The sequence below is a fragment of the Yoonia rosea genome (assembly GCF_900156505.1).
GTDB classification, from domain to species: domain Bacteria; phylum Pseudomonadota; class Alphaproteobacteria; order Rhodobacterales; family Rhodobacteraceae; genus Yoonia; species Yoonia rosea.
In genome coordinates this window covers 47,698-66,144 of the sequence record NZ_FTPR01000001.1, presented here as the reverse complement: position 1 = coordinate 66,144, position 18,447 = coordinate 47,698, and the positions used below count along the sequence as shown (strand labels likewise).

The window sequence follows — 18,447 nt, the reverse complement described above, 5'->3', positions numbered from 1 at the left end:
CATGAAACACCTCATCACTGCTGCGGCACTACTGTTCGCGACACCAGCCTTGGCGCAAGACAAGATGACCTTGCTTTTGGACTGGTTCATCAACCCCGATCACGGGCCGATCATTGTGGCCGAAGAGCTGGGCTATTTCGCCGATCAGGGACTGGAGGTCGAGATCATCCCGCCCGCCGATCCGTCCGCCCCGCCGAAACTCGTAGCGGCTGGCCAAGGCGACATTGCCGTCAGCTATCAACCAAGCCAGCATTTGCATGTGGCCGAAGGTTTGCCGCTGTTGCGTGTGGGCACATTGGTGGCAACACCGCTCAACTGCCTTCTGGTCCTGAAAGACGGCCCCATTCAGGAGATCAGCCAGCTCAAGGGTGGCACGATCGGTTTCTCTGTTGCGGGTGTGGAAGAGGCGGTATTAAGCGCGATGCTCGGACGCCACGGCGTCAGGCTGGATGATGTCGAGATGGTGAATGTGAATTTCTCGCTCAGCCCCGCGTTGATGTCGGGTCAGGTGGACGCAGTCATCGGGGCCTACCGGAATTTTGAGCTGAACCAGATGGAGATCGAAGGCGTTGAGGGCCGCTGTTTTTATGTCGAGGAAGAGGGCGTGCCGACCTACGACGAATTGATCTATGTGGCGAACCCCGACCGGATGGATGTGGGTCAGGTTCGCCGGTTCTTGCGCGCAACAGAACTGGCGACGCAGTACATTGTCAACAATCCAGAAGCCTCATGGGAGTTGTTCAAGGGCTACGCGCCCGAGCTGGACGACGAACTGAACGCAAAGGCCTGGGTTGATACCCTGCCCCGTTTTGCCCTGCGCCCCGAAGCGCTGGATGAAGGTCGCTACACACGGTTCGAAGCCTTTCTGGCCGAGAGCGGCTTGGTCGAGGGCACCCGCCCTGTCTCGGCTCTTGCGGTCGATCTGGGGGCGGAATGACCTACGGCAAAACTTTCGCGGCTTGGCGGGATAACACCCCCGCCTGGCGCGCCTATACCCGTCATAAGTTTGTAGCGGGTTTGGGCGACGGCACGCTGCCGCGCGCCGCCTTCCTGCACTATCTGAAACAGGATTACGTCTTTCTGATCCACTTTTCCCGCGCTTGGGCTTTGGCCATCACCAAGGCGGATACGGTCGCGGAAATGCGCCTGGCCGCTGGGACGGTGAACGGGCTGATCAATGAGGAGATCGCCCTGCATATCAAAACCTGCGCTGAGGCCGGGATTGATGAGGCAACGCTATTTGCGACGCAGGAACGGCAAGAAAACCTGGCCTACACCCGCTATGTCTTGGATGCTGGCCATTCCGGTGACCTGTTGGATTTGCTGGCCGCTTTGGCCCCCTGTGTCATGGGATACGGTGAAATCGGCAACACGCTGGCAGCCACCAAGACTTCGGACACCTACGCCGAATGGATCAACACCTATGCCAGCACCGAGTACCAGCAGGTCTGCCGCGATGTGGGCTTGCTGATTGATGAGGCAGTGGCGCGACGCATGGGCGATAACGCATCGGCCAGCCCCCGCTGGATCAGTCTTCTGGCGCGGTTCAGGGTGGCGACACAGCTTGAGGTCGGGTTTTGGGATATGGGGCTCGATCCGTGAACCAGCCCCTGCGCATGACAGGATCGGCAGCAATCAACGGGACACCGATCTTTTCGCAGCTCGATTTGGTTCTGACACCGCACAGCTGGACATGTCTGTTGGGGGCAAGTGGCGTCGGCAAGTCCACGGTACTGCGCCTCTTTGCGGGTCTCGCCGAAGGCGTTACCTTCGACGGGACCCTCAGCGATCCCGGTCGTGTTGCCATGATGGCGCAGCAAGACTTGTTGATGCCGTGGCTCAGCGTTTTGGACAATGTCATGCTTGGCGCGCGGCTGCGCGGCGAACGCCGCGACCGGGGACTTGCCCGCGACAGGCTGGCGCAAGTGGGCTTGGCCGAGCACGCAGACAAATTGCCCCGCGCCCTGTCGGGTGGCCAACGCCAACGCGTCGCCTTGGCGCGCACTTTGATGGAAGACCGCGCCGTTGTGTTGCTGGATGAACCGTTCTCAGCGCTCGATGCGCTGACCCGCGCACAAATGCAGGACCTGACGACAAAACTGCTGACCGGGCGCACGGTGCTGCTGGTCACCCATGATCCGAACGAGGCTGCGAGACTGGGCCAGACCATCGTGATCATGACCCCGTCAGGGCTTGTCGAGGTTGCCGCCCCGCGCACCCCCATTCCGCGCGACATCAACGCACCAGATGTGTTGCGCACGCAAAAAGACCTGTTTGAGCGACTGCGGAGACCGACATGAGCGCCACACAACACTTGCAATCGCTTGTCGCTGATGACTGGCACGCCGCGACACATCACGCGTTCACCAATGCCTTAGCCGATGGGACCTTAAGCCGGGACAAGATGGCGGGATACTTGCAACAGGACTACCAGTTCATTGACGGGTTTGTACGGCTTTTAGCATCCGCCTTGGCCCATGCCCCAACATTGGCTGATGCCGTGCCAGGCGCGCGATTTCTGGGTTCGGTCTGCGGCCCCGAAAATACTTATTTCCTGCGTGCGCTCCACGCGCTTGAGGTGCCACCAACCGCGCCAGCAGCGCCCGAGACACTCGCGCTCCAACAGCTGATGGACCAAGCCCGCCGCTCAGGGCGCTACGAAATCATGCTCTCGGTTCTCGTGGTTGCCGAATGGGTTTACCTCGATTGGGCCACTCCGTTTGAAGACAAAGCTAACGATCTGCCGTTTTGGCTGGGTGAGTGGATAACCCTGCACGCAGGCGATGGATTTGCACAGGTCGTCGCCTATTTGCGCGATCAACTGGATACGGTTTGGGACAGGCTGGACGAAGACGCCCGCAAAGACGTTACTGCGACCTTCACGCAAGCGGTACGGTTGGAACGCGCTTTCTTTGACGCCTCCTGGGTTGGCTTTGCGGTCTTACGATGACCGGTTGGCGGGCAGGCATGGCAGCGACATGTCTTATATTGCTGCTCTGGCAAACAGTGATCTGGACCACAGGTGTCGCCCGGTTCATCCTGCCGCCCCCTGCACTGGTGGGGCAAACAATTTGGGAAAGCCGCGCACTTTTGGCAGAGCATGCGTTGATCACGATCGCCGAAGTGCTTATCGGCCTCGTGCTGGGCGCCGCACTCGGGTTCGTGTCGGCCATCGGGCTGGTCGCATCGCCGACCGCGCGTACACTGGTGCGACCCATTCTGCTGTTCAGCCAAGCGGTGCCGGTGTTTGCACTGGCACCTATCCTGACCCTGTGGCTGGGCTTCGGCCTCTGGTCCAAGATCACGATGGCTCTGATCATCATCTATTTCCCTGTGACATCATCGTTTTTTGACGCCCTGATGCGTACAAACCGCGACTGGATCGGCTTGGCCAAGGTGATGGGCGCAAGTCCCGCCCGCATTATGTGGCATATCCGGGTGCCCGCTGCCCTGCCGGGCTTTGCTTCCGGGCTGCGCTTGGCCGCGGTTTATGCGCCCATCGGTGCGATCATCGGCGAATGGGTTGGGGCGTCAAAAGGCCTTGGATATCTCATGCTTTTGGCCAATGGGCGCGCAAAAACCGATCTGATGTTTGCCGCCCTAATTGTGCTCGCTGTCCTGACGATCCTGCTGCACACTGCTGTGAATAAGTTGTGCGAAAAGACACTGGATCGGCCAGAAGGATCTTGATTGGCGCACATTGAAAGCCGCTTTGATTGACTGGGTGAATGACAAAGGCTGCATCAACGAAGGCGGAAAGGTCAAAGCCACCTATATCCGCAACTTGCGCGGCGCATCGTGTGACATGCAGCGCCATTTCGTGATTGAGCTAAGCATCCAATGGACCCGCACGGACCTGCGCAAAGGCATTTGAAGGATGAGAGGCGTTCTTGCCGCACGACGAATACCGACATTGTGATGTTGCCTGCTTGCAGTCCTTGGCACGATGCGACAATTTATTGGCAACGCTGAATTTTCACATGGACACGCGCGGACGATGAACCGAATTCCTCTTTTTTCAGGTCTTGCAGTCCTTGGTGCCGCAGCTGTTGGTGCGTTCCTCATGATGCCGATGCGTGATGCGGTGTCGGAAACCGATGCATTTACCGCACCCGGCCTTGACCCGATGACCATCGAAGAAGCACGCACAGAGTTCTGGCGCCTGACGCCTGCCTTGTTGTTGGTGGTTTATGATGCATTCGGCCAGACCCAAGAAGATGCGATCTATGACACCCTTGCCAGTGTCACACATGGCGACGCCCTCGAATACCTTTATCTGGAGCGCGTGGGCGCGATGGCTGGCGGTGGCCTTGAAGAGGCTGATCAGACAATCCATGAAATCAAGCTGCTGAACACACGCGTCTCGCGCGATGGTGCCGCATTAGCCATTGACGCCTCATGGCAGGTCATCGGCACGGTCGGACATGCCGAACACCTGCATGTGCGCGGCAACACCTATAGTGCCGATCTTCTGGTATCCCCTGTCGAGGGCGCCTGGCGGATCACCGATTTCGAACTGTTGGAAGTCAATCGGGATGCGGCCGGAGAAACCTTTCTGGCCCCGCAGATCAACTGATGATTACCGTCGAAAACCTTTCTTTCCGCTATAGCGCGACCAGCTTTGGTCTGCGCGTCCCTGCGTTTCATCTACAAGACCGCGAACGCGTGGCCATCGTGGGCCCAAGCGGCAGCGGCAAGACCACGCTCCTGAACCTGATCGCGGGCATCCTGACACCAGAGGCGGGCCGGATCGACGTTGCAGGCACCGATGTTGCCACCCTCTCAGAGGTGGAACGCCGCCGCTTTCGCGCCAGCACGATCGGGTTTGTGTTTCAGGATTTTGCGCTGCTGGATTATCTGTCGGCGCGGCAGAACATCCTCTACCCTTACCGGATCACGCCCGCACTGACGTTGAACGCTGCCGCCCGCGAAAGGGCCGAAGCCTTGGCGGCAGCCTGCGGGATCGGCGACAAACTGGACCGTCATCCGACCGCACTGAGCCAGGGTGAACAACAGCGCGTCGCCATTTGTCGCGCCTTGGTGACCCAGCCCAAGCTGATCCTTTCGGATGAGGCCACAGGCAATCTTGACCCTGAAAGCAAAGCCCGCATCCTTGATCTGCTGTTTGAACAGGCCAGCGAAGCGGGTGCCGCCGTTCTGGCCGTGACCCATGACCATGAACTGTTGCCCCGGTTCGAGCGTGTGCTGGATTTCGCGCAGTTCAGACAGGGGGCTGACGCATGAACGCGCTTTACCTTGCTTTTGCCTATCTGCGGTATCACTGGGGGCGCAGCCTTGTGCTGACACTGGTGGCCGCACTGATCATGTTTGTTCCGATTGCAACGCAGATCCTATTGTCCACCAGCGAACGTGCGCTGGTCGCGCGGGGCGATGCGACACCGCTGTTGTTGGGCAGTCGGGGATCGCAATTGGACCTGACAATGGCCGCACTCTATTTTTCGGACGAACGGCCCGATCCTGTCACAATGCGCGAGGTTGAAGCGGTCTGGGACAGCGGGCTGGCGGTGCCGATCCCTGTGCATTCCGCCTTTTCGTCCGCAGGGTTCCGCATTGTGGGGACGACGCTGGACTATTTCGACTTTCGCGGCCTGACCGTGTCGGACGGCCGTGGCCTTTCCATTCTTGGTGATGCGGTGATTGGCGCGGATGTTGCGCAAACACTTGGCAAAGGCGTTGGTGACACGCTGGTGTCCTCGCCTGAAAACCTGTTTGATCTGGATGGTGTCTATCCGCTCGAGATGCCAATTGTGGGCGTTCTGGCTCCCACCAACTCACCCGATGATCAGGCAATTTTTGTGGATATCAAAACCGCTTGGGTCATTCAGGGTATCGGGCACGGCCATGAAGATGTGGTGACGGCGGCCGAGGTCGCGGCAGGCACCGCGGCACTGTCGAATGCGGCCGTTGTGCAGTATCAGCGGATCACCGACGAGAATATCGACAGCTTTCATTTTCATGGCAGTCAGGACGGTTTCCCGACCTCTGCCGTGATCGTGGTGCCCAATGACGCGCGGTCCGGCACAATCCTGAAAGGCCGTTATCTGGATAGTGAAAACCCCGCCCAACTGATCGAACCGGCTGGCGTAATCCAGAGCCTTGTGGACCGTATTTTCAGGATCAAATCGCTGCTGGACGCGGTCACGCTGATCATTGCCATTGCGGCGTTGGCGGCAATCGGGCTTGCCGTGTTCCTCAGCTACCGCCTGCGGGCCCGCGAAATCGCAACGGCCGTCAAACTGGGGGCGCGACGCGGCATGGTTTTGCGTCTCTTGTCGGCCGAAACAATCACATTACTATCGCTTTCAGCACTTATTGCTGCAACAGGCGCAGCCATCGTGTCGCGCAATTCAGAAGCTTGGGTGGGTTGGCTACTCGCGCTCGGTTCATGATCATTAGGAGGCTCCATGAAACGTCATTTTATCACTGCATCACTCGCCAGCATTATCGCTGCGACGCCTGCGCTGGCCCATTACGGCATGATTATTCCCAATGATCCGATGATCAGTCAGGAAGACGGGCGCAGTGTTGCGCTGACGATGTCGTTCTCGCATCCGTTCGAAATGGACGGCATGATGCTCGATACACCTGTGGCATTCTCGGTCACGCACGAGGGTACCACCACGGACCTGCTCGGCGATCTAGAAAGTGCGACCGTGATGGATGATCAGGGCTACACGCTTGATTATCCGCTGGACCGTCCTGGCACCTACATCTTCGCGATGGAACCGCAGCCCTATTGGGAACCTGCGGAAGATGCCTTTATCATTCACTACACCAAGACCTATGTGACCGCCTATGGCGACGACGAGGGCTGGGATAGCGAACTGGGCCTGAAAACCGAGATTGTCCCGCTGTCCAAGCCCTTCGGCCTATGGGAGCACAATGTCTTTCAGGGTATCGTCAAGATGGATGGCGAAGCCGTGCCCTATGCAGAGGTTGAAGTCGAATTCTTCAATGATGGCGCAGGCGCGACCGTCCCGGACGAGTTGATGATCACGCAGACGGTCAAGGCCGATGCGAATGGTGTCTTCACCTATGCGCCGCCATCTGATGGCTGGTGGGGTTTCGCCGCTCTGAACACCGCTGATTATACTTTGGTCGAAGAAACGTCGGGCGAAGAGAAGGCCGTCGAACTTGGCGCCGTGATCTGGGTTCACTTCGAAGAATGGACCGGACAATGATCCGGGCTATTGCCTTGGCTAGCATTTGTGCTGTCGCCCCCATGGGGGCGGCGGCGCATCAGTTGACGGTATTCGCCGCAACCGATTGCGAAATGGTGACCGTCGAAGCCAAGTTTTCGAACGGAAATCCCGTCATGCTTGCCGATGTACGCGTGCTTGACGGAAACAACACCTTGCTGCTGACTTTGCCGATCAATGAGGATGGAACTGCCGCCATACCGCTTGAAAGCGTGGACCATTCCGGCGGTCTTGTGATCGAAGTCGACACCGGCAGCCACGACAATTACTGGATCGTGACACCCGACGACATTGCACGCAGCTGCCAGAGTTGATGACCATGCCCCTGCTAAGACCGTTCCTCGCCGTTATGATGACACTTCTTGCCGCCAACCCTGTCGCGGCACAGGATCGTGCGCGCATTGTTGCTGTGAATTATCCTTTGCAGTATTTTGCCGAACGCCTTGTAGAGGACGCTGCAGAGGTTATTTTTCCGGTTCCGGCGGAGGTTGACCCTTCTTTCTGGCGTCCGTCCATTGCCGATATCAGCACGATCCAGTCTGCCGATCTGATCCTGTTGAACGGTGCGGGATTTGCCACCTGGGTTGATCGGGTTTCGTTGCCGCGCGCCAAGGTCGTGAATACGACCACCGCAATCGAAGACCAGTTTATTCGCACCGAGAGCATCACACATAGCCATGGTGACGGTGATGAACATTCGCATGAAGGGCTCGCCTCCTACACCTGGCTTGACCCGATGCTGGCGATCGCGCAGGCCGAAGCCGTCGCTGCGGCCATCACTGCACGCGGGATCGCACCTGATGATGCGGTTGCAACGCGGCTCGACGCATTGCGGGCCGACCTTGAGGAGTTGGACAGGCAGGCTACCGGCGCATTTGATGGCATGCAGAGCATCGCGATGATCGCAACACACCCACGCTATCAATACCTTGCACGGCGCTATGACCTGTCGCTGTCGTCACTGGAATGGGAAGCCGGCGCCATGCCGACCGATGAAGAACGGGCAGAGCTTGTAGCGCTTGTCGCGCAGACAGGTGCCAAGGTGCTGATATGGGAAGCAGCACCACCCCCAGAGGCGTTTGCTATCGCGGCGGATTTGGGCCTTGCGAACATCGTCTTTCCAACCCTCGCGCATGGCGTTGAGGAAGGCGACTACATGCAGGCTGTTGCAGAGGCTTTGACGGCAGTATCCGATACCAAGCCCCAATAGTGGCCATAGCGGGTGCAGCTAGCCCAGCGCGCGGTTGCACCCTGCCCGTCCCGCCAAGCGCGCATTGCAATCCGGCCCCTGATGCGCCGGTCAGACAACGTTTGGAATACGCGTTCCATTTTTTCATCATTCGTTCTAGCCTATTGGTAAATCCAATAAGGAGCGCAAAAAATGGAAGCCCAAGCACCCGAGAACCTAGAGGAGCTGACCGAAAGAATTGCGCTTTTGCTGGACAGATTGCCAAAGCGTTTGCGCCAGTGTGCTGAGTATATATTACAAAATACGCAAGAGATTGCCTTTTCTACCGTTGCCGAGATCAGCGAAAAGGCGAATGTACAGCCGTCAGCCGTCATGCGGTTCTGTCAAGTGGTCGGCTTTGGCGGCTATACGGACATGCAAAGACTTGTCCGGCAAACCATCCAGCCAAAAATGCCTGACTACAGCGAACGCATCCAGAACTTGCGCGAATCCGGCGACGACAGCCCGACCGCAATTCTGGCAGAGTTCGTGGAAGCAGGCCGACAATCGTTAGAGCAGCTTTCAGCGACCGTGAACGAGACAGCACTTGAGCAAGCAGTCGAAACGCTCGCACAGGCCCGATTGATCCATGTTATGGGGTTGCGGCGGGCATATCCCGTGGCCTCATATCTGTCTTATGCCTTTGAAAAGCTACGTATTCCCAGTGTGTTACATGGTGGTGGCGGGCGATTGACCCATGCCGAAGCCATGCGCGAAGGGGACGTTTTGATCGCGATCACATTTGCGCCCTATAGTCCCGAAACCATTGAACTGGCGGACGAAGCGGTGCGCCGCGGACTGCCCGTGATCCTGATGAGCGACACGCCCTCGTTGCCGATAAATGGCACATCTGTTGTGCCTCTGATCGTCTCGGAAATTGACTTTGGGGCGTTCCGCTCCCTGTCGGCCACTCTGTCGCTGGCAATCACGCTCGCGGTCGCGACCGGAGCCCGCAGACCGGGTTAATTGGCAAATATATGTTGCCTGTTTTCTAAAATGGAATAATAATTCTATTTACAGGAGAAATGATTCTTCCTGTGCGGTCAGCCGAGGAACTGACCGGGAGAAAACAAAGGGAGGTTCTTATGAAGAAGACATTTACCGCACTCGCTGCGGCCGCATTCGCTGTCGTCGGCGTTGTCGCTCCGGCCCATGCCGAAGGCGAAAGATATGTACTGGTCAGCCACGCTCCGGACAGCGACAGCTGGTGGAATACCATCAAGAACGGTGTCGCACTTGCGGGCGAACAGATGGGCGTTGAGGTTGAGTATCGCAACCCGCCAACGGGTGACTTGGCCGACATGGCGCGTATCATCGAGCAAGCCGCGGCCTCTGGCCCTGACGGCATTATCACAACACTGGCTGATTATGACGTGCTGTCCGGCCCGATCTCTGACGCGATTTCAAGCGGTGTTGATGTCATCATCATCAACTCCGGTTCGCCGGATCAGGCCCGTGAATTGGGCGCGCTGATGTATGTCGGCCAACCCGAATATGATGCAGGTTTCGCGGCCGGGCAGCGCGCTGCGGGCGACGGTATCGGCTCGTTCCTGTGCGTGAACCACTACATCAACTCGCCCTCTTCGACCGAGCGCTGCCAGGGCTTCGCAGATGGTCTGGGTGTGGAACTGGGCAACCAGATGATCGACAGCGGTCAGGACCCTGCTGAAATCAAGAACAAGGTTCTGGCGTATCTGTCCGCCAACCCCGAAACCGAAGCGGTTCTGACACTCGGGCCGACTTCTGCTGATCCCACCATCCTTGCGCTCGAAGAAAACGGCATGGCGGGTGATATCTACTTCGGGACATTCGATCTGGGCGAAGAAATCGTGAAAGGTCTCAAGTCCGGCGTCATCAACTGGGGTATCGACCAGCAGCCTTTCCTGCAGGCCTATCTGCCGGTTATCGTTTTGGCGAACTACCACCGTTACGGCGTTCTGCCAGGCAATAACATCAACTCTGGCCCGGGCTTTGTGACGGCTGACGGTCTGACAAAAGTTGAAGAGTTCGCTGGCGAATACCGCTAGGTTTTCCTCCCTGTCTTGGCAGGGTGCACAGCACCCCGACGGACAAAAGGTTCAGGGCGTTCTTTGCGGACGCCCTGATACCGAACACATCCCATCACACTCTGACAAAGGAATGCTGCGCTATGACCGGTAGTACCCAAACGGGAATTGCAGACGAGCGGATCAAGGAAACCTCATTCATCCGTAAGGCTCTTATTCGTCCAGAACTCGGCGGAATTGTCGGCACCATCGCTGTGTTTACATTCTTCCTGCTGACCGCTGCTGATAGCGGTATGTTCAACACCCAAGGCATTCTGAACTGGTCTGTCGTATCGGCCCAGTTCATGATTATCGCTGTTGGTGCCTGCTTGCTGATGATCGCGGGCGAGTTCGATCTGTCGGTCGGCTCGATGATCGGGTTCGCAGGCATGTTGATTGCAATTTTCTCGGTCACCCTGAGCTGGCCTGTCTGGGTCGCGATCCTGCTGACCTTTGCGATCTGCATCGCGATCGGTGCGCTGAACGGTTTCATCGTCATCCGGACCGGCCTGCCAAGCTTCATTGTTACTTTGGCGTTCCTGTTTATCCTGCGCGGCTTTACCATTTTCTTTCCGCAGACGTTCGAGCGCAAAACAATCATCGGCGGCATTAAAGAGGCCGCTGAGGGCGATTGGCTCGCCCCTGTCTTTGGCGGCAAAATAGGCGGCCCAATCTTCACATGGCTTGGCGACGTTGGAATCATCGACGTGTTCGAACGCGGCACCCGTGCCGGTGAACCTGTGGTCGATGGTATTCCGATGCTGATTGTCTGGGCGCTTGGTCTGGTTATCTTCGGTCATGTGCTTTTGACCCGCACACGCTTTGGCAATTGGATCTTTGCCGCCGGCGGTGACGCCGAAGCGGCCCGTAACTCGGGCGTGCCTGTGACCAAAGTCAAAATCCAGATGTTTATGTTCACCGCTTTTTGCGCGACCGTCTTTGCCACCTGTCAGGTGATGGAGTTCGGGTCAGCGGGTGCGGACCGTGGACTTTTGAAAGAATTCGAGGCGATCATCGCTGTGGTGATCGGCGGCGCTCTTCTGACAGGCGGCTACGGGTCGGTCATCGGGGCCGCATTGGGCGCACTGATCTTCGGCGTCGTGCAACAGGGCCTGTTTTTCGCCGGTGTCGAAAGCTCGCTTTTCCGAGTTTTCCTGGGCGCAATCCTTTTGGGTGCTGTGATCCTGAATACCTACATCCGCCGCTTGATTACAGGAGAGCGTTGATATGTCCGATGCAATTATCCAGATGAAAAACATCCAGAAGCACTTTGGCTCGGTCATTGCGCTGGCCGGTGTGTCAGTTGATGTTTTCCCCGGCGAGTGCCACTGCCTTTTGGGTGACAACGGTGCGGGTAAATCGACCTTCATCAAGACGATGTCGGGGGTTCACAAGCCAACTGCGGGTGAGATCTTTTTCGAAGGCAAGCCCATGTCTTTTGAAGACCCGAGAGACGCGATGGAAGCCGGAATTGCGACGGTGCACCAGCACCTTGCGATGATCCCGCTGATGAGCGTCAGCCGTAACTTCTTTATGGGCAACGAACCTGTGAAAAAGAAATTCGGGATCAATTTTCTCGATCAACAAAAAGCAGATGAAATCACCATGCAGGAAATGCGCAAAATGGGCATCAACCTGCGTGGACCTGATCAGGCCGTCGGCACCTTGTCAGGTGGTGAACGACAAACAGTGGCCATTGCCCGTGCGGTCTATTTCGGTGCAAAGGTCCTGATTTTGGATGAACCGACGTCCGCTTTGGGTGTGCGACAGACTGCCAACGTGCTGAGCACCGTGCATAAGGTACGCGAACAGGGGATCGGCGTGGTTTTTATCACGCATAACGTCCGCCACGCACTGGCTGTCGGTGACCGTTTTACAGTATTGAACCGAGGTCAGACACTTGGTACGGCCAAACGCGGCGAGATCGAATACGACGAATTACACGATATGATGGCCGGCGGCGACGAACTTGCCAAACTTGTGCCTGAACTGGGGAAACAAGCCCAGTAAACAAACACCAGCAGCCGCCCGGTACTGTGCGGCTGCACTCTAAATCAACGCCCAACTGGCTGCTGCCTTGGGGTGATAACGAAAGCGAATCTCATGTTAAAAGTTGGTCTCCTCGGCGCGGGCCGAATTGGCTGGGTCCATGCAAAAGCGATCACTGCGCATGGTGGAAGCACTTTGGTGGCTGTTTCGGACTTTATTCCCGAGAGCGCCCAGAAACTGGCGGCCGAATATGGCTGTGAGGCCCGCAGCACAGATGACATTATCGCGGACCCCGCGATTGACGCGATCCTGATTGCGACCTCAACCGATACGCACTCGGATCTGATGGAAAAGGCGACAGCCGCAGGCAAAGCCGTGCTTTGCGAAAAACCAGTGGACCTGAGCCTTGAACGCGCGCGCGCGTGCCAAAGGGTCGTGGCTGAGACCGGTCAACCGGTCATGATCGGCTTCAACCGCCGCTTTGACCCGAGTTTCGGGGCGTTGAAAGCGGCCTTGGACGCAGGCGAGATCGGCAAGGCCGAGCTTTTGAGCATCACCTCATTCGACCCTGCCCCACCGCCTGTGGCCTATGTAAAGGTCTCTGGCGGGTTGTTCCGCGACATGATGATCCATGATTTCGATATGTCGCAGTTTATCATGGGCGCCACACCGGTCAGCCTGACGGCTGCGGCGACAAGCATTGTTGATCCCGCAATTGGTGAAGCGGGCGATGTCGATACCGCTGTTGTGACGATGACCTATGCTGACGGGCGGATCGCCGTGATCAAGAATTCACGCCGTGCGGCCTATGGCTATGACCAGCGGCTTGAGGTGCTTGGCGCGGAAGGGTTGTTGCAGGCCCAAAACATGTTGGAAAACCTTGTGGTCAAATCGACCAAGCAAGGTGTCACCGGCGCGAAACCCACGTTCTTTTTTCTGGAACGTTACATGCCCGCCTACACCGCCGAATGGGATAGCTTTGTGACCGCGGTGACCAAGGGAACGGCGATGCCCGTCACCTTGCAAGATGGTGTCAATGCGCTGGCCATGGCCGAGGCGGCAACGCTTTCGGCCAAGGAAGGCAAACCAGTGAGGATCGAAGATGTCTGATCTAGATCTGATCACAATCGGGCGTTCGTCGGTTGACCTTTACGGCGCCCAGATCGGCGGCCGTCTGGAAGACATGGGGTCATTTGACAAATACATCGGCGGGTCGCCCACCAATATTGCCTGCGGCACTGCCCGTTTGGGTCTGAAATCGGCCGTGATCACCGGTGTGGGCGATGAACATATGGGGCGTTTCATTACCGAACAGCTTCAGCGCGAAGGCGTGGCCATTGATGGCGTGAAAGTGGACGCGGATCGCCTGACCGCTTTGGTCCTGCTTGGCATTCGCGACGAGGATCAGTTTCCGCTGATTTTCTACCGCGAGAATTGCGCGGATATGGGGCTGACTGAAGACGACATTGACCCGCAGTTCATCAAACGTGCGCGTGCGATTGTCGCCACGGGGACCCATCTGAGCAACCAGCAAGTGGCCGCCGCGACCTTGAAGGCGCTCAACCTCGCGCGCGAGAACGGACAGTTGACAGCTTTGGACATCGACTATCGCCCCAATCTTTGGGGTGTGGCAGGTCATGGCGACGGCGAAAGCCGTTTTGTCGAAAGTGCGGCAGTCACCGAAAAGCTGCAGGCATCGCTGCATCTGTTCGATCTGATCGTCGGCACCGAAGAAGAGTTTCATATCGCTGGTGGATCAACCGACACCTTGGCGGCGCTGCGCGCTGTGCGTGCCGTCACGGGGGCAACTTTGGTGTGCAAACGCGGTGCGCTTGGGGCGACAGCCTTTACCGGCGACATTCCCGCCAGCCTTGATGACGGCGAAACAGGTCCCGGATTTCCGATCGAAGTGTTCAACGTCCTTGGGGCGGGTGACGGGTTTATGTCCGGCCTGCTCAAAGGCTGGCTCGATGGCGAAGACTGGCCCGTTGCATTGAAATACGCCAATGCCTGTGGTGCCTTTGCCGTCAGCCGTCACGGATGCACCCCTGCCTATCCTACGTGGGAAGAGCTGAATTTCTTCTTTGATCGTGGCATCAAGCAACCGGATTTGCGCAATGACGCGGAACTTGAACAGGTGCACTGGGCAAGCACGCGTATCACCCGCACGGGCAACACATGGGATCACGTGCGCACCTTTGCTTTTGATCACCGCTCGCAGCTTGAAGAAATCCCCGGCTATTCCGCACAAAAGGGAGCCGCGTTCAAAGAGCTTTGCCTTGATGCAGTGCTGCAAGTGGCGGACGGTCAGGACGGTTATGGTATCCTGTGTGACAATAGAATTGGCCGCTCTGCCCTGCACCGCGCGTCCGGTTCTGGTCTCTGGATTGGCCGCCCAACCGAATGGCCCGGCAGCCGCCCGATTGCGTTTGAACCCGAGCTTGGCGAGGATTTCGGCCAGTTCCGCGAATGGGCTCGTGAAAACATTGTGAAGCTTCTGGTCTTTTGTCACCCGACCGACGCGCCTGACCTGCGCGCCTTGCAGGAAGAACGCGTAAAGCGGCTGTTCACGGCGGCGCGGCGCAACGGACTTGAATTTCTGTTGGAGATCATTCCCTCCAAAGTTGGTCCGGTGGATGACACTACGACGTCCCAATTGATCCAGCAGTTCTATGATGCCGGCGTCTATCCTGACTGGTGGAAGCTTGAGCCCTTCAAGACAGACGCCGCGTGGTCCAATGCCGTCAATGCCATTGAAACCAATGATCCGCGCACCCGCGGGATCGTGGTGCTGGGCCTGGATGCACCAGAGGATGAATTGGCGCAAAGCTTTGCGCTGGCGGCCAAACAGCCCTTGGTCAAAGGCTTTGCCGTCGGGCGCACAATTTTTGGCGATGCGGCACGTGCGTGGATGAAGGGCGACATGACTGATGCAGAAGCCGTATCGCAAATGGCCGACCGCTTTGATCGGTTGTGCAAGACGTGGGACAAGGCGCGGGCAGATGTCCGGCTAAACGCCGCCTGAGGAGCAAAAAATGACTAAGACAATCCGCTTGACCGCAGCGCAGGCTTTGGTGCGCTACATTGGTGCGCAACACAACGAGGATGGCGATTGCTTCATCGCTGGCTGTTGGGCGATTTTCGGCCACGGCAATGTCGCCGGTATCGGCGAGGCGCTGCACGGTGCCAAAGATACCCTGACCACCTATCGCGGCCACAATGAACAGACCATGGCACATGCGGCCATCGCCTATGCCAAACAGTTGAAGCGCAAGCGCGCGATGGCCGTGACATCCTCTATCGGGCCCGGGGCGTTGAACATGGTCACCGCGGCGGGCCTTGCCCATGTGAATCGCCTGCCTGTGTTGCTCTTGCCCGGTGATGTCTTCGCAAATCGCGGGCCGGATCCCGTGCTGCAGCAGATTGAAGATTTCAATGACGGCACGGTCAGCGTGAATGATTGCTTCAAGCCGGTCAGCCGGTATTTCGACCGCATCACGCGCCCTGAACAGCTGCTCACCGCGCTGCCACGGGCGTTTCGCACGATGACGGATCCGGCGGATTGCGGCCCTGTCACCCTGTCGATGTGTCAGGATGTGCAGGCTGAGGCCTTTGACTATCCGGAAAGCTTCTTTGCGCCGCAGGTCTGGCATCAGCGCCGCATCCGCCCTGATCTGGGTGAGTTGGCGCGCGTGGCAGAGGCTATCAAAGCGGCCAAGAACCCCGTGATTGTTGCAGGCGGTGGCGTGCATTACGCGGATGCATGTGAGGACATTCAGGCCTTTGCCGAAGCCCACGGTATTCCGGTTGCTGAAACGCAAGCCGGAAAATCGGCACTTGCATGGGACCATCCGTTGAACCTTGGGCCCATCGGCGTAACGGGTGGTGAGCCGGCAAATGCGGTTTGTGCGCAAGCCGACCTCGTGCTGGGTGTCGGCACGCGTTTTCAGGATTTCACGACCGGATCGTGGGGCCTGTTCGCCAATCCGGAACGCAAAATCATCAGCCTGAATACAGCCGCGTATGATGCGGCCAAACATGGCGCGATGCCTTTGATGGCCGATGCCAAAGTGGGCCTTGCCGAACTAGGTGACGCGATTGGCAGCTACAAGGCAACCGGACCCGCGCCTGCGTTGAAGGCCGATTGGTTCGGCAAGGTTGATCCACTGACCGATGCGCCAGCGGACACCAACGCTCTGCCCACAGACATGCAGGTCATCGGCGCTGTCCAGCGTAGTGCAACAGAAGAAACCGTGGCGATGTGTGCGGCAGGCACCATGCCGGGCGAGCTGCATAAGCTATGGAAGGCCAACAAGCCAGGCGCCTACCACATGGAATACGGCTTTAGCTGCATGGGGTACGAGATTGCAGGCGCGATGGGCATCAAAATGGCCCAACCCACGCGCGATGTGATCTGCTTTACCGGAGACGGCACCTATATGATGGCGAATTCGGAAATGGCGACCGCTGCGATGCTGGGCGTTTCATTTACTGTCGTGGTCACCGACAACCGTGGCTACGGCTGTATCAACCGGTTGCAGATGGGCACGGGTGGTGCGGAATTCAACAACCTGCTGGCGCACGCCATAGGTGGCGACAATTCCTCAATCGATTTCGCGGCTCATGCGGCATCTATGGGGGCCACGTCGGTCAAGGTCGGCACGATCCCAGAACTGGAAGCGGCTTTGGCGAAACGCCACGACATCACGGGCCCCTATGTCATCGTCATTGATACAGACCCCTATCCGTCCACACCACATGGCGGCACATGGTGGGATGTCGGTGTCCCCGAGGTGTCGGAGCGGGCTGAAGTGAACGCGGCCTATGCAGGCTATATCGAAAACAAAAAATCCCAAAGGATTGACTAAATGACTGTCAAAGTCGGCATTTCCCTGATTGCCTGGCAGAATGATGATCTGCCCGAACTGACCAAAGACTACACGACCGAAGGCGCGATGGCAGACGCGGCGCGCATCGGCTACAGCGGGGTTGAGCGGGGCCGCCGGATGCCCGCGGACACCGAAGGCCTCCGCACATACCTTGATGCCTATGGCGTGTCGCTTTGCGGCGGCTGGTGTTCCGGCAACCTGATGGTGTCGACTGTCGCGCAAGAAGCGGACGCGATTGCCGAACAGGTCGCACAGTTCGCAGCGCTGCAAGCGCCGTGCATCGTCTATGCCGAATGTTCCAACACGATACAGGGCGCAATGGGCGTTCCGGTGTCCACGCGTCCAAAACTGACGCGGAACGAGGTGCTGGACTACGCTGCGAAACTCTCCGAGCTTGCCAAATGGTCCAAAGGGCAAGGCGTGAAGCTTGCCTATCACCACCATATGGGGGCGATGATCCAGGATGCCGAGGATATCGACTGGCTGATGGAAGGCTCTGATCCTGCATTGGGTCTGCTTTTTGACACGGGTCATTTGCATTTTGCAGGTGCTGACCCGATCGCTGTTTTGGACAAATGGGCGGACCGTGTGCATCACGTCCATTACAAAGACGTCCGCCAGCCGGTCCTGGACGCGATCCATGCCAAGGACGCGAGCTTTCTGGATGCTGTTGCAGGCGGCGTCTTTACTGTTCCGGGGGATCCCGAAGGCTGTATCGACTTTGAAGCCGTCACGGCCAAGCTCAAATCAATGGATTACAATGGCTGGATCGTTGTCGAAGCGGAACAAGACCCTGCAGCCGCCCCACCCTATGACTATTCCAAGATGGGCTATGACTATATTGTCGCCGCCTGTGCCAAAGCGGGGCTCGACGTCGTGAGATGATCGATTTCCTTGGCCTTCACCATCCTTTTTTCCGGCCCTTGGCACGGCGGATTGCCACAGTGGCGGTGATCGCGATCTATGGCCTGTTCGAACTGGTCTTCGGCGGGCCCGCATGGGCCGTCTTTGCCGCCTGCCTGGGTTTGATTTGCATCTACGCGTTCTTCATCAAGCCTGATCCTCAAGCATAAGGA

Annotated in this window: 21 protein-coding genes; all 21 read left to right on the top strand. The window is 57.9% G+C overall.

Annotated elements, in window-relative coordinates; genetic code table 11:
• Nucleotide 1: 1 nt before the first annotated feature.
• Nucleotides 2-937: an ABC transporter substrate-binding protein gene (locus tag B0B09_RS00315; protein ID WP_076657884.1), complete on the top strand. Its 936-nt coding sequence runs from the start codon at nt 2-4 to the stop codon at nt 935-937.
• Entirely contained in the window at nt 934-1,602 is a 669-nt protein-coding gene (locus B0B09_RS00310) for a TenA family protein (protein WP_076657883.1), read from the top strand. Before B0B09_RS00315 ends, B0B09_RS00310 begins: the two co-directional genes overlap by 4 nt.
• Nucleotides 1,599-2,300, top strand: a complete 702-nt coding sequence (locus B0B09_RS00305) for an ABC transporter ATP-binding protein (RefSeq protein ID WP_242654309.1) — start codon at nt 1,599-1,601, stop codon at nt 2,298-2,300. The genes B0B09_RS00310 and B0B09_RS00305 overlap by 4 nt, the downstream gene beginning before the upstream one ends.
• Nucleotides 2,297-2,950 carry a TenA family protein gene (locus B0B09_RS00300; protein WP_076657881.1) on the top strand — a complete coding sequence of 218 codons (654 nt, stop codon included), beginning with the start codon at nt 2,297-2,299 and terminating at the stop codon, nt 2,948-2,950. Before B0B09_RS00305 ends, B0B09_RS00300 begins: the two co-directional genes overlap by 4 nt.
• Complete coding sequence (locus B0B09_RS00295; protein WP_076657880.1) at nt 2,947-3,690, top strand: ABC transporter permease; 744 nt, start codon at nt 2,947-2,949, stop codon at nt 3,688-3,690. Before B0B09_RS00300 ends, B0B09_RS00295 begins: the two co-directional genes overlap by 4 nt.
• A gap of 10 nt (nt 3,691-3,700) precedes the next feature.
• Nucleotides 3,701-3,874, top strand: coding sequence for a hypothetical protein (locus B0B09_RS17815; protein WP_165689270.1), 174 nt, complete (start codon nt 3,701-3,703; stop codon nt 3,872-3,874).
• A 123-nt stretch (nt 3,875-3,997) separates the two neighbouring features.
• Complete coding sequence (locus B0B09_RS00290; protein WP_076657879.1) at nt 3,998-4,576, top strand: hypothetical protein; 579 nt, start codon at nt 3,998-4,000, stop codon at nt 4,574-4,576.
• Complete coding sequence (locus B0B09_RS00285; RefSeq protein WP_076657878.1) at nt 4,576-5,244, top strand: ABC transporter ATP-binding protein; 669 nt, start codon at nt 4,576-4,578, stop codon at nt 5,242-5,244. Before B0B09_RS00290 ends, B0B09_RS00285 begins: the two co-directional genes overlap by 1 nt.
• Nucleotides 5,241-6,410, top strand: a complete 1,170-nt coding sequence (locus tag B0B09_RS00280; RefSeq protein ID WP_076657877.1) for an ABC transporter permease — start codon at nt 5,241-5,243, stop codon at nt 6,408-6,410. Before B0B09_RS00285 ends, B0B09_RS00280 begins: the two co-directional genes overlap by 4 nt.
• A gap of 15 nt (nt 6,411-6,425) precedes the next feature.
• Nucleotides 6,426-7,202, top strand: a complete 777-nt coding sequence (locus B0B09_RS00275; RefSeq protein WP_076657876.1) for a DUF4198 domain-containing protein — start codon at nt 6,426-6,428, stop codon at nt 7,200-7,202.
• Nucleotides 7,199-7,534 (top strand): hypothetical protein, encoded by a 336-nt coding sequence (locus B0B09_RS00270; RefSeq protein WP_076657875.1) that lies wholly within the window; start codon nt 7,199-7,201, stop codon nt 7,532-7,534. Before B0B09_RS00275 ends, B0B09_RS00270 begins: the two co-directional genes overlap by 4 nt.
• A gap of 5 nt (nt 7,535-7,539) precedes the next feature.
• Nucleotides 7,540-8,430 carry a metal ABC transporter substrate-binding protein gene (locus B0B09_RS00265; RefSeq protein WP_076659706.1) on the top strand — a complete coding sequence of 297 codons (891 nt, stop codon included), beginning with the start codon at nt 7,540-7,542 and terminating at the stop codon, nt 8,428-8,430.
• A gap of 171 nt (nt 8,431-8,601) precedes the next feature.
• Complete coding sequence (locus tag B0B09_RS00260) at nt 8,602-9,414, top strand: MurR/RpiR family transcriptional regulator (RefSeq protein WP_076657874.1); 813 nt, start codon at nt 8,602-8,604, stop codon at nt 9,412-9,414.
• A gap of 119 nt (nt 9,415-9,533) precedes the next feature.
• A complete protein-coding gene (locus B0B09_RS00255) occupies nt 9,534-10,475 on the top strand; it encodes a sugar ABC transporter substrate-binding protein (protein ID WP_055291839.1) in 942 nt (313 codons plus the stop codon).
• Nucleotides 10,476-10,597: 122 nt separating this feature from the next.
• A complete protein-coding gene (locus B0B09_RS00250) occupies nt 10,598-11,719 on the top strand; it encodes an ABC transporter permease (protein WP_055291837.1) in 1,122 nt (373 codons plus the stop codon).
• 1 nt (nt 11,720) lies between these two features.
• Complete coding sequence (locus B0B09_RS00245; RefSeq protein ID WP_055291835.1) at nt 11,721-12,503, top strand: ATP-binding cassette domain-containing protein; 783 nt, start codon at nt 11,721-11,723, stop codon at nt 12,501-12,503.
• 93 nt (nt 12,504-12,596) lie between these two features.
• On the top strand, nt 12,597-13,592 hold the full coding sequence (gene iolG, locus B0B09_RS00240; RefSeq protein ID WP_076657873.1) for an inositol 2-dehydrogenase: 996 nt from the start codon (nt 12,597-12,599) through the stop codon (nt 13,590-13,592).
• Nucleotides 13,585-15,507 carry a bifunctional 5-dehydro-2-deoxygluconokinase/5-dehydro-2-deoxyphosphogluconate aldolase gene (locus tag B0B09_RS00235; protein ID WP_076657872.1) on the top strand — a complete coding sequence of 641 codons (1,923 nt, stop codon included), beginning with the start codon at nt 13,585-13,587 and terminating at the stop codon, nt 15,505-15,507. Before iolG ends, B0B09_RS00235 begins: the two co-directional genes overlap by 8 nt.
• A 10-nt stretch (nt 15,508-15,517) precedes the next feature.
• Nucleotides 15,518-17,350, top strand: coding sequence for a 3D-(3,5/4)-trihydroxycyclohexane-1,2-dione acylhydrolase (decyclizing) (gene iolD / locus B0B09_RS00230; protein ID WP_076657871.1), 1,833 nt, complete (start codon nt 15,518-15,520; stop codon nt 17,348-17,350).
• Nucleotides 17,351-18,256: a myo-inosose-2 dehydratase gene (gene iolE, locus B0B09_RS00225; protein ID WP_076657870.1), complete on the top strand. Its 906-nt coding sequence runs from the start codon at nt 17,351-17,353 to the stop codon at nt 18,254-18,256.
• Between the two features lie 38 nt (nt 18,257-18,294).
• The gene (locus tag B0B09_RS00220; protein ID WP_165689269.1) at nt 18,295-18,444 is read left to right on the top strand and encodes a hypothetical protein; all 150 of its coding nucleotides are present in this window, start codon (nt 18,295-18,297) and stop codon (nt 18,442-18,444) included.
• The last annotated feature ends 3 nt before the right edge of the window (nt 18,445-18,447 follow it).

Excerpts from the sequence above, each read along its gene's own strand:
- B0B09_RS00260 (WP_076657874.1), top strand. The coding sequence starts at position 8,602 with ATGGAAGCCCAAGCACCCGAGAACCTAGAGGAGCTGACCGAAAGAATT.
- B0B09_RS00270 (WP_076657875.1), top strand. The coding sequence starts at position 7,199 with ATGATCCGGGCTATTGCCTTGGCTAGCATTTGTGCTGTCGCCCCCATG.
- iolG (WP_076657873.1), top strand. The coding sequence starts at position 12,597 with ATGTTAAAAGTTGGTCTCCTCGGCGCGGGCCGAATTGGCTGGGTCCAT.
- B0B09_RS00235 (WP_076657872.1), top strand. The coding sequence starts at position 13,585 with ATGTCTGATCTAGATCTGATCACAATCGGGCGTTCGTCGGTTGACCTT.
- iolE (WP_076657870.1), top strand. The coding sequence starts at position 17,351 with ATGACTGTCAAAGTCGGCATTTCCCTGATTGCCTGGCAGAATGATGAT.
- B0B09_RS00310 (WP_076657883.1), top strand. The coding sequence starts at position 934 with ATGACCTACGGCAAAACTTTCGCGGCTTGGCGGGATAACACCCCCGCC.
- B0B09_RS00265 (WP_076659706.1), top strand. The coding sequence starts at position 7,540 with ATGCCCCTGCTAAGACCGTTCCTCGCCGTTATGATGACACTTCTTGCC.
- B0B09_RS00245 (WP_055291835.1), top strand. The coding sequence starts at position 11,721 with ATGTCCGATGCAATTATCCAGATGAAAAACATCCAGAAGCACTTTGGC.
- B0B09_RS00280 (WP_076657877.1), top strand. The coding sequence starts at position 5,241 with ATGAACGCGCTTTACCTTGCTTTTGCCTATCTGCGGTATCACTGGGGG.
- B0B09_RS00255 (WP_055291839.1), top strand. The coding sequence starts at position 9,534 with ATGAAGAAGACATTTACCGCACTCGCTGCGGCCGCATTCGCTGTCGTC.
- iolD (WP_076657871.1), top strand. The coding sequence starts at position 15,518 with ATGACTAAGACAATCCGCTTGACCGCAGCGCAGGCTTTGGTGCGCTAC.
- B0B09_RS00290 (WP_076657879.1), top strand. The coding sequence starts at position 3,998 with ATGAACCGAATTCCTCTTTTTTCAGGTCTTGCAGTCCTTGGTGCCGCA.
- B0B09_RS00250 (WP_055291837.1), top strand. The coding sequence starts at position 10,598 with ATGACCGGTAGTACCCAAACGGGAATTGCAGACGAGCGGATCAAGGAA.
- B0B09_RS00315 (WP_076657884.1), top strand. The coding sequence starts at position 2 with ATGAAACACCTCATCACTGCTGCGGCACTACTGTTCGCGACACCAGCC.
- B0B09_RS00285 (WP_076657878.1), top strand. The coding sequence starts at position 4,576 with ATGATTACCGTCGAAAACCTTTCTTTCCGCTATAGCGCGACCAGCTTT.
- B0B09_RS00300 (WP_076657881.1), top strand. The coding sequence starts at position 2,297 with ATGAGCGCCACACAACACTTGCAATCGCTTGTCGCTGATGACTGGCAC.
- B0B09_RS00295 (WP_076657880.1), top strand. The coding sequence starts at position 2,947 with ATGACCGGTTGGCGGGCAGGCATGGCAGCGACATGTCTTATATTGCTG.
- B0B09_RS00275 (WP_076657876.1), top strand. The coding sequence starts at position 6,426 with ATGAAACGTCATTTTATCACTGCATCACTCGCCAGCATTATCGCTGCG.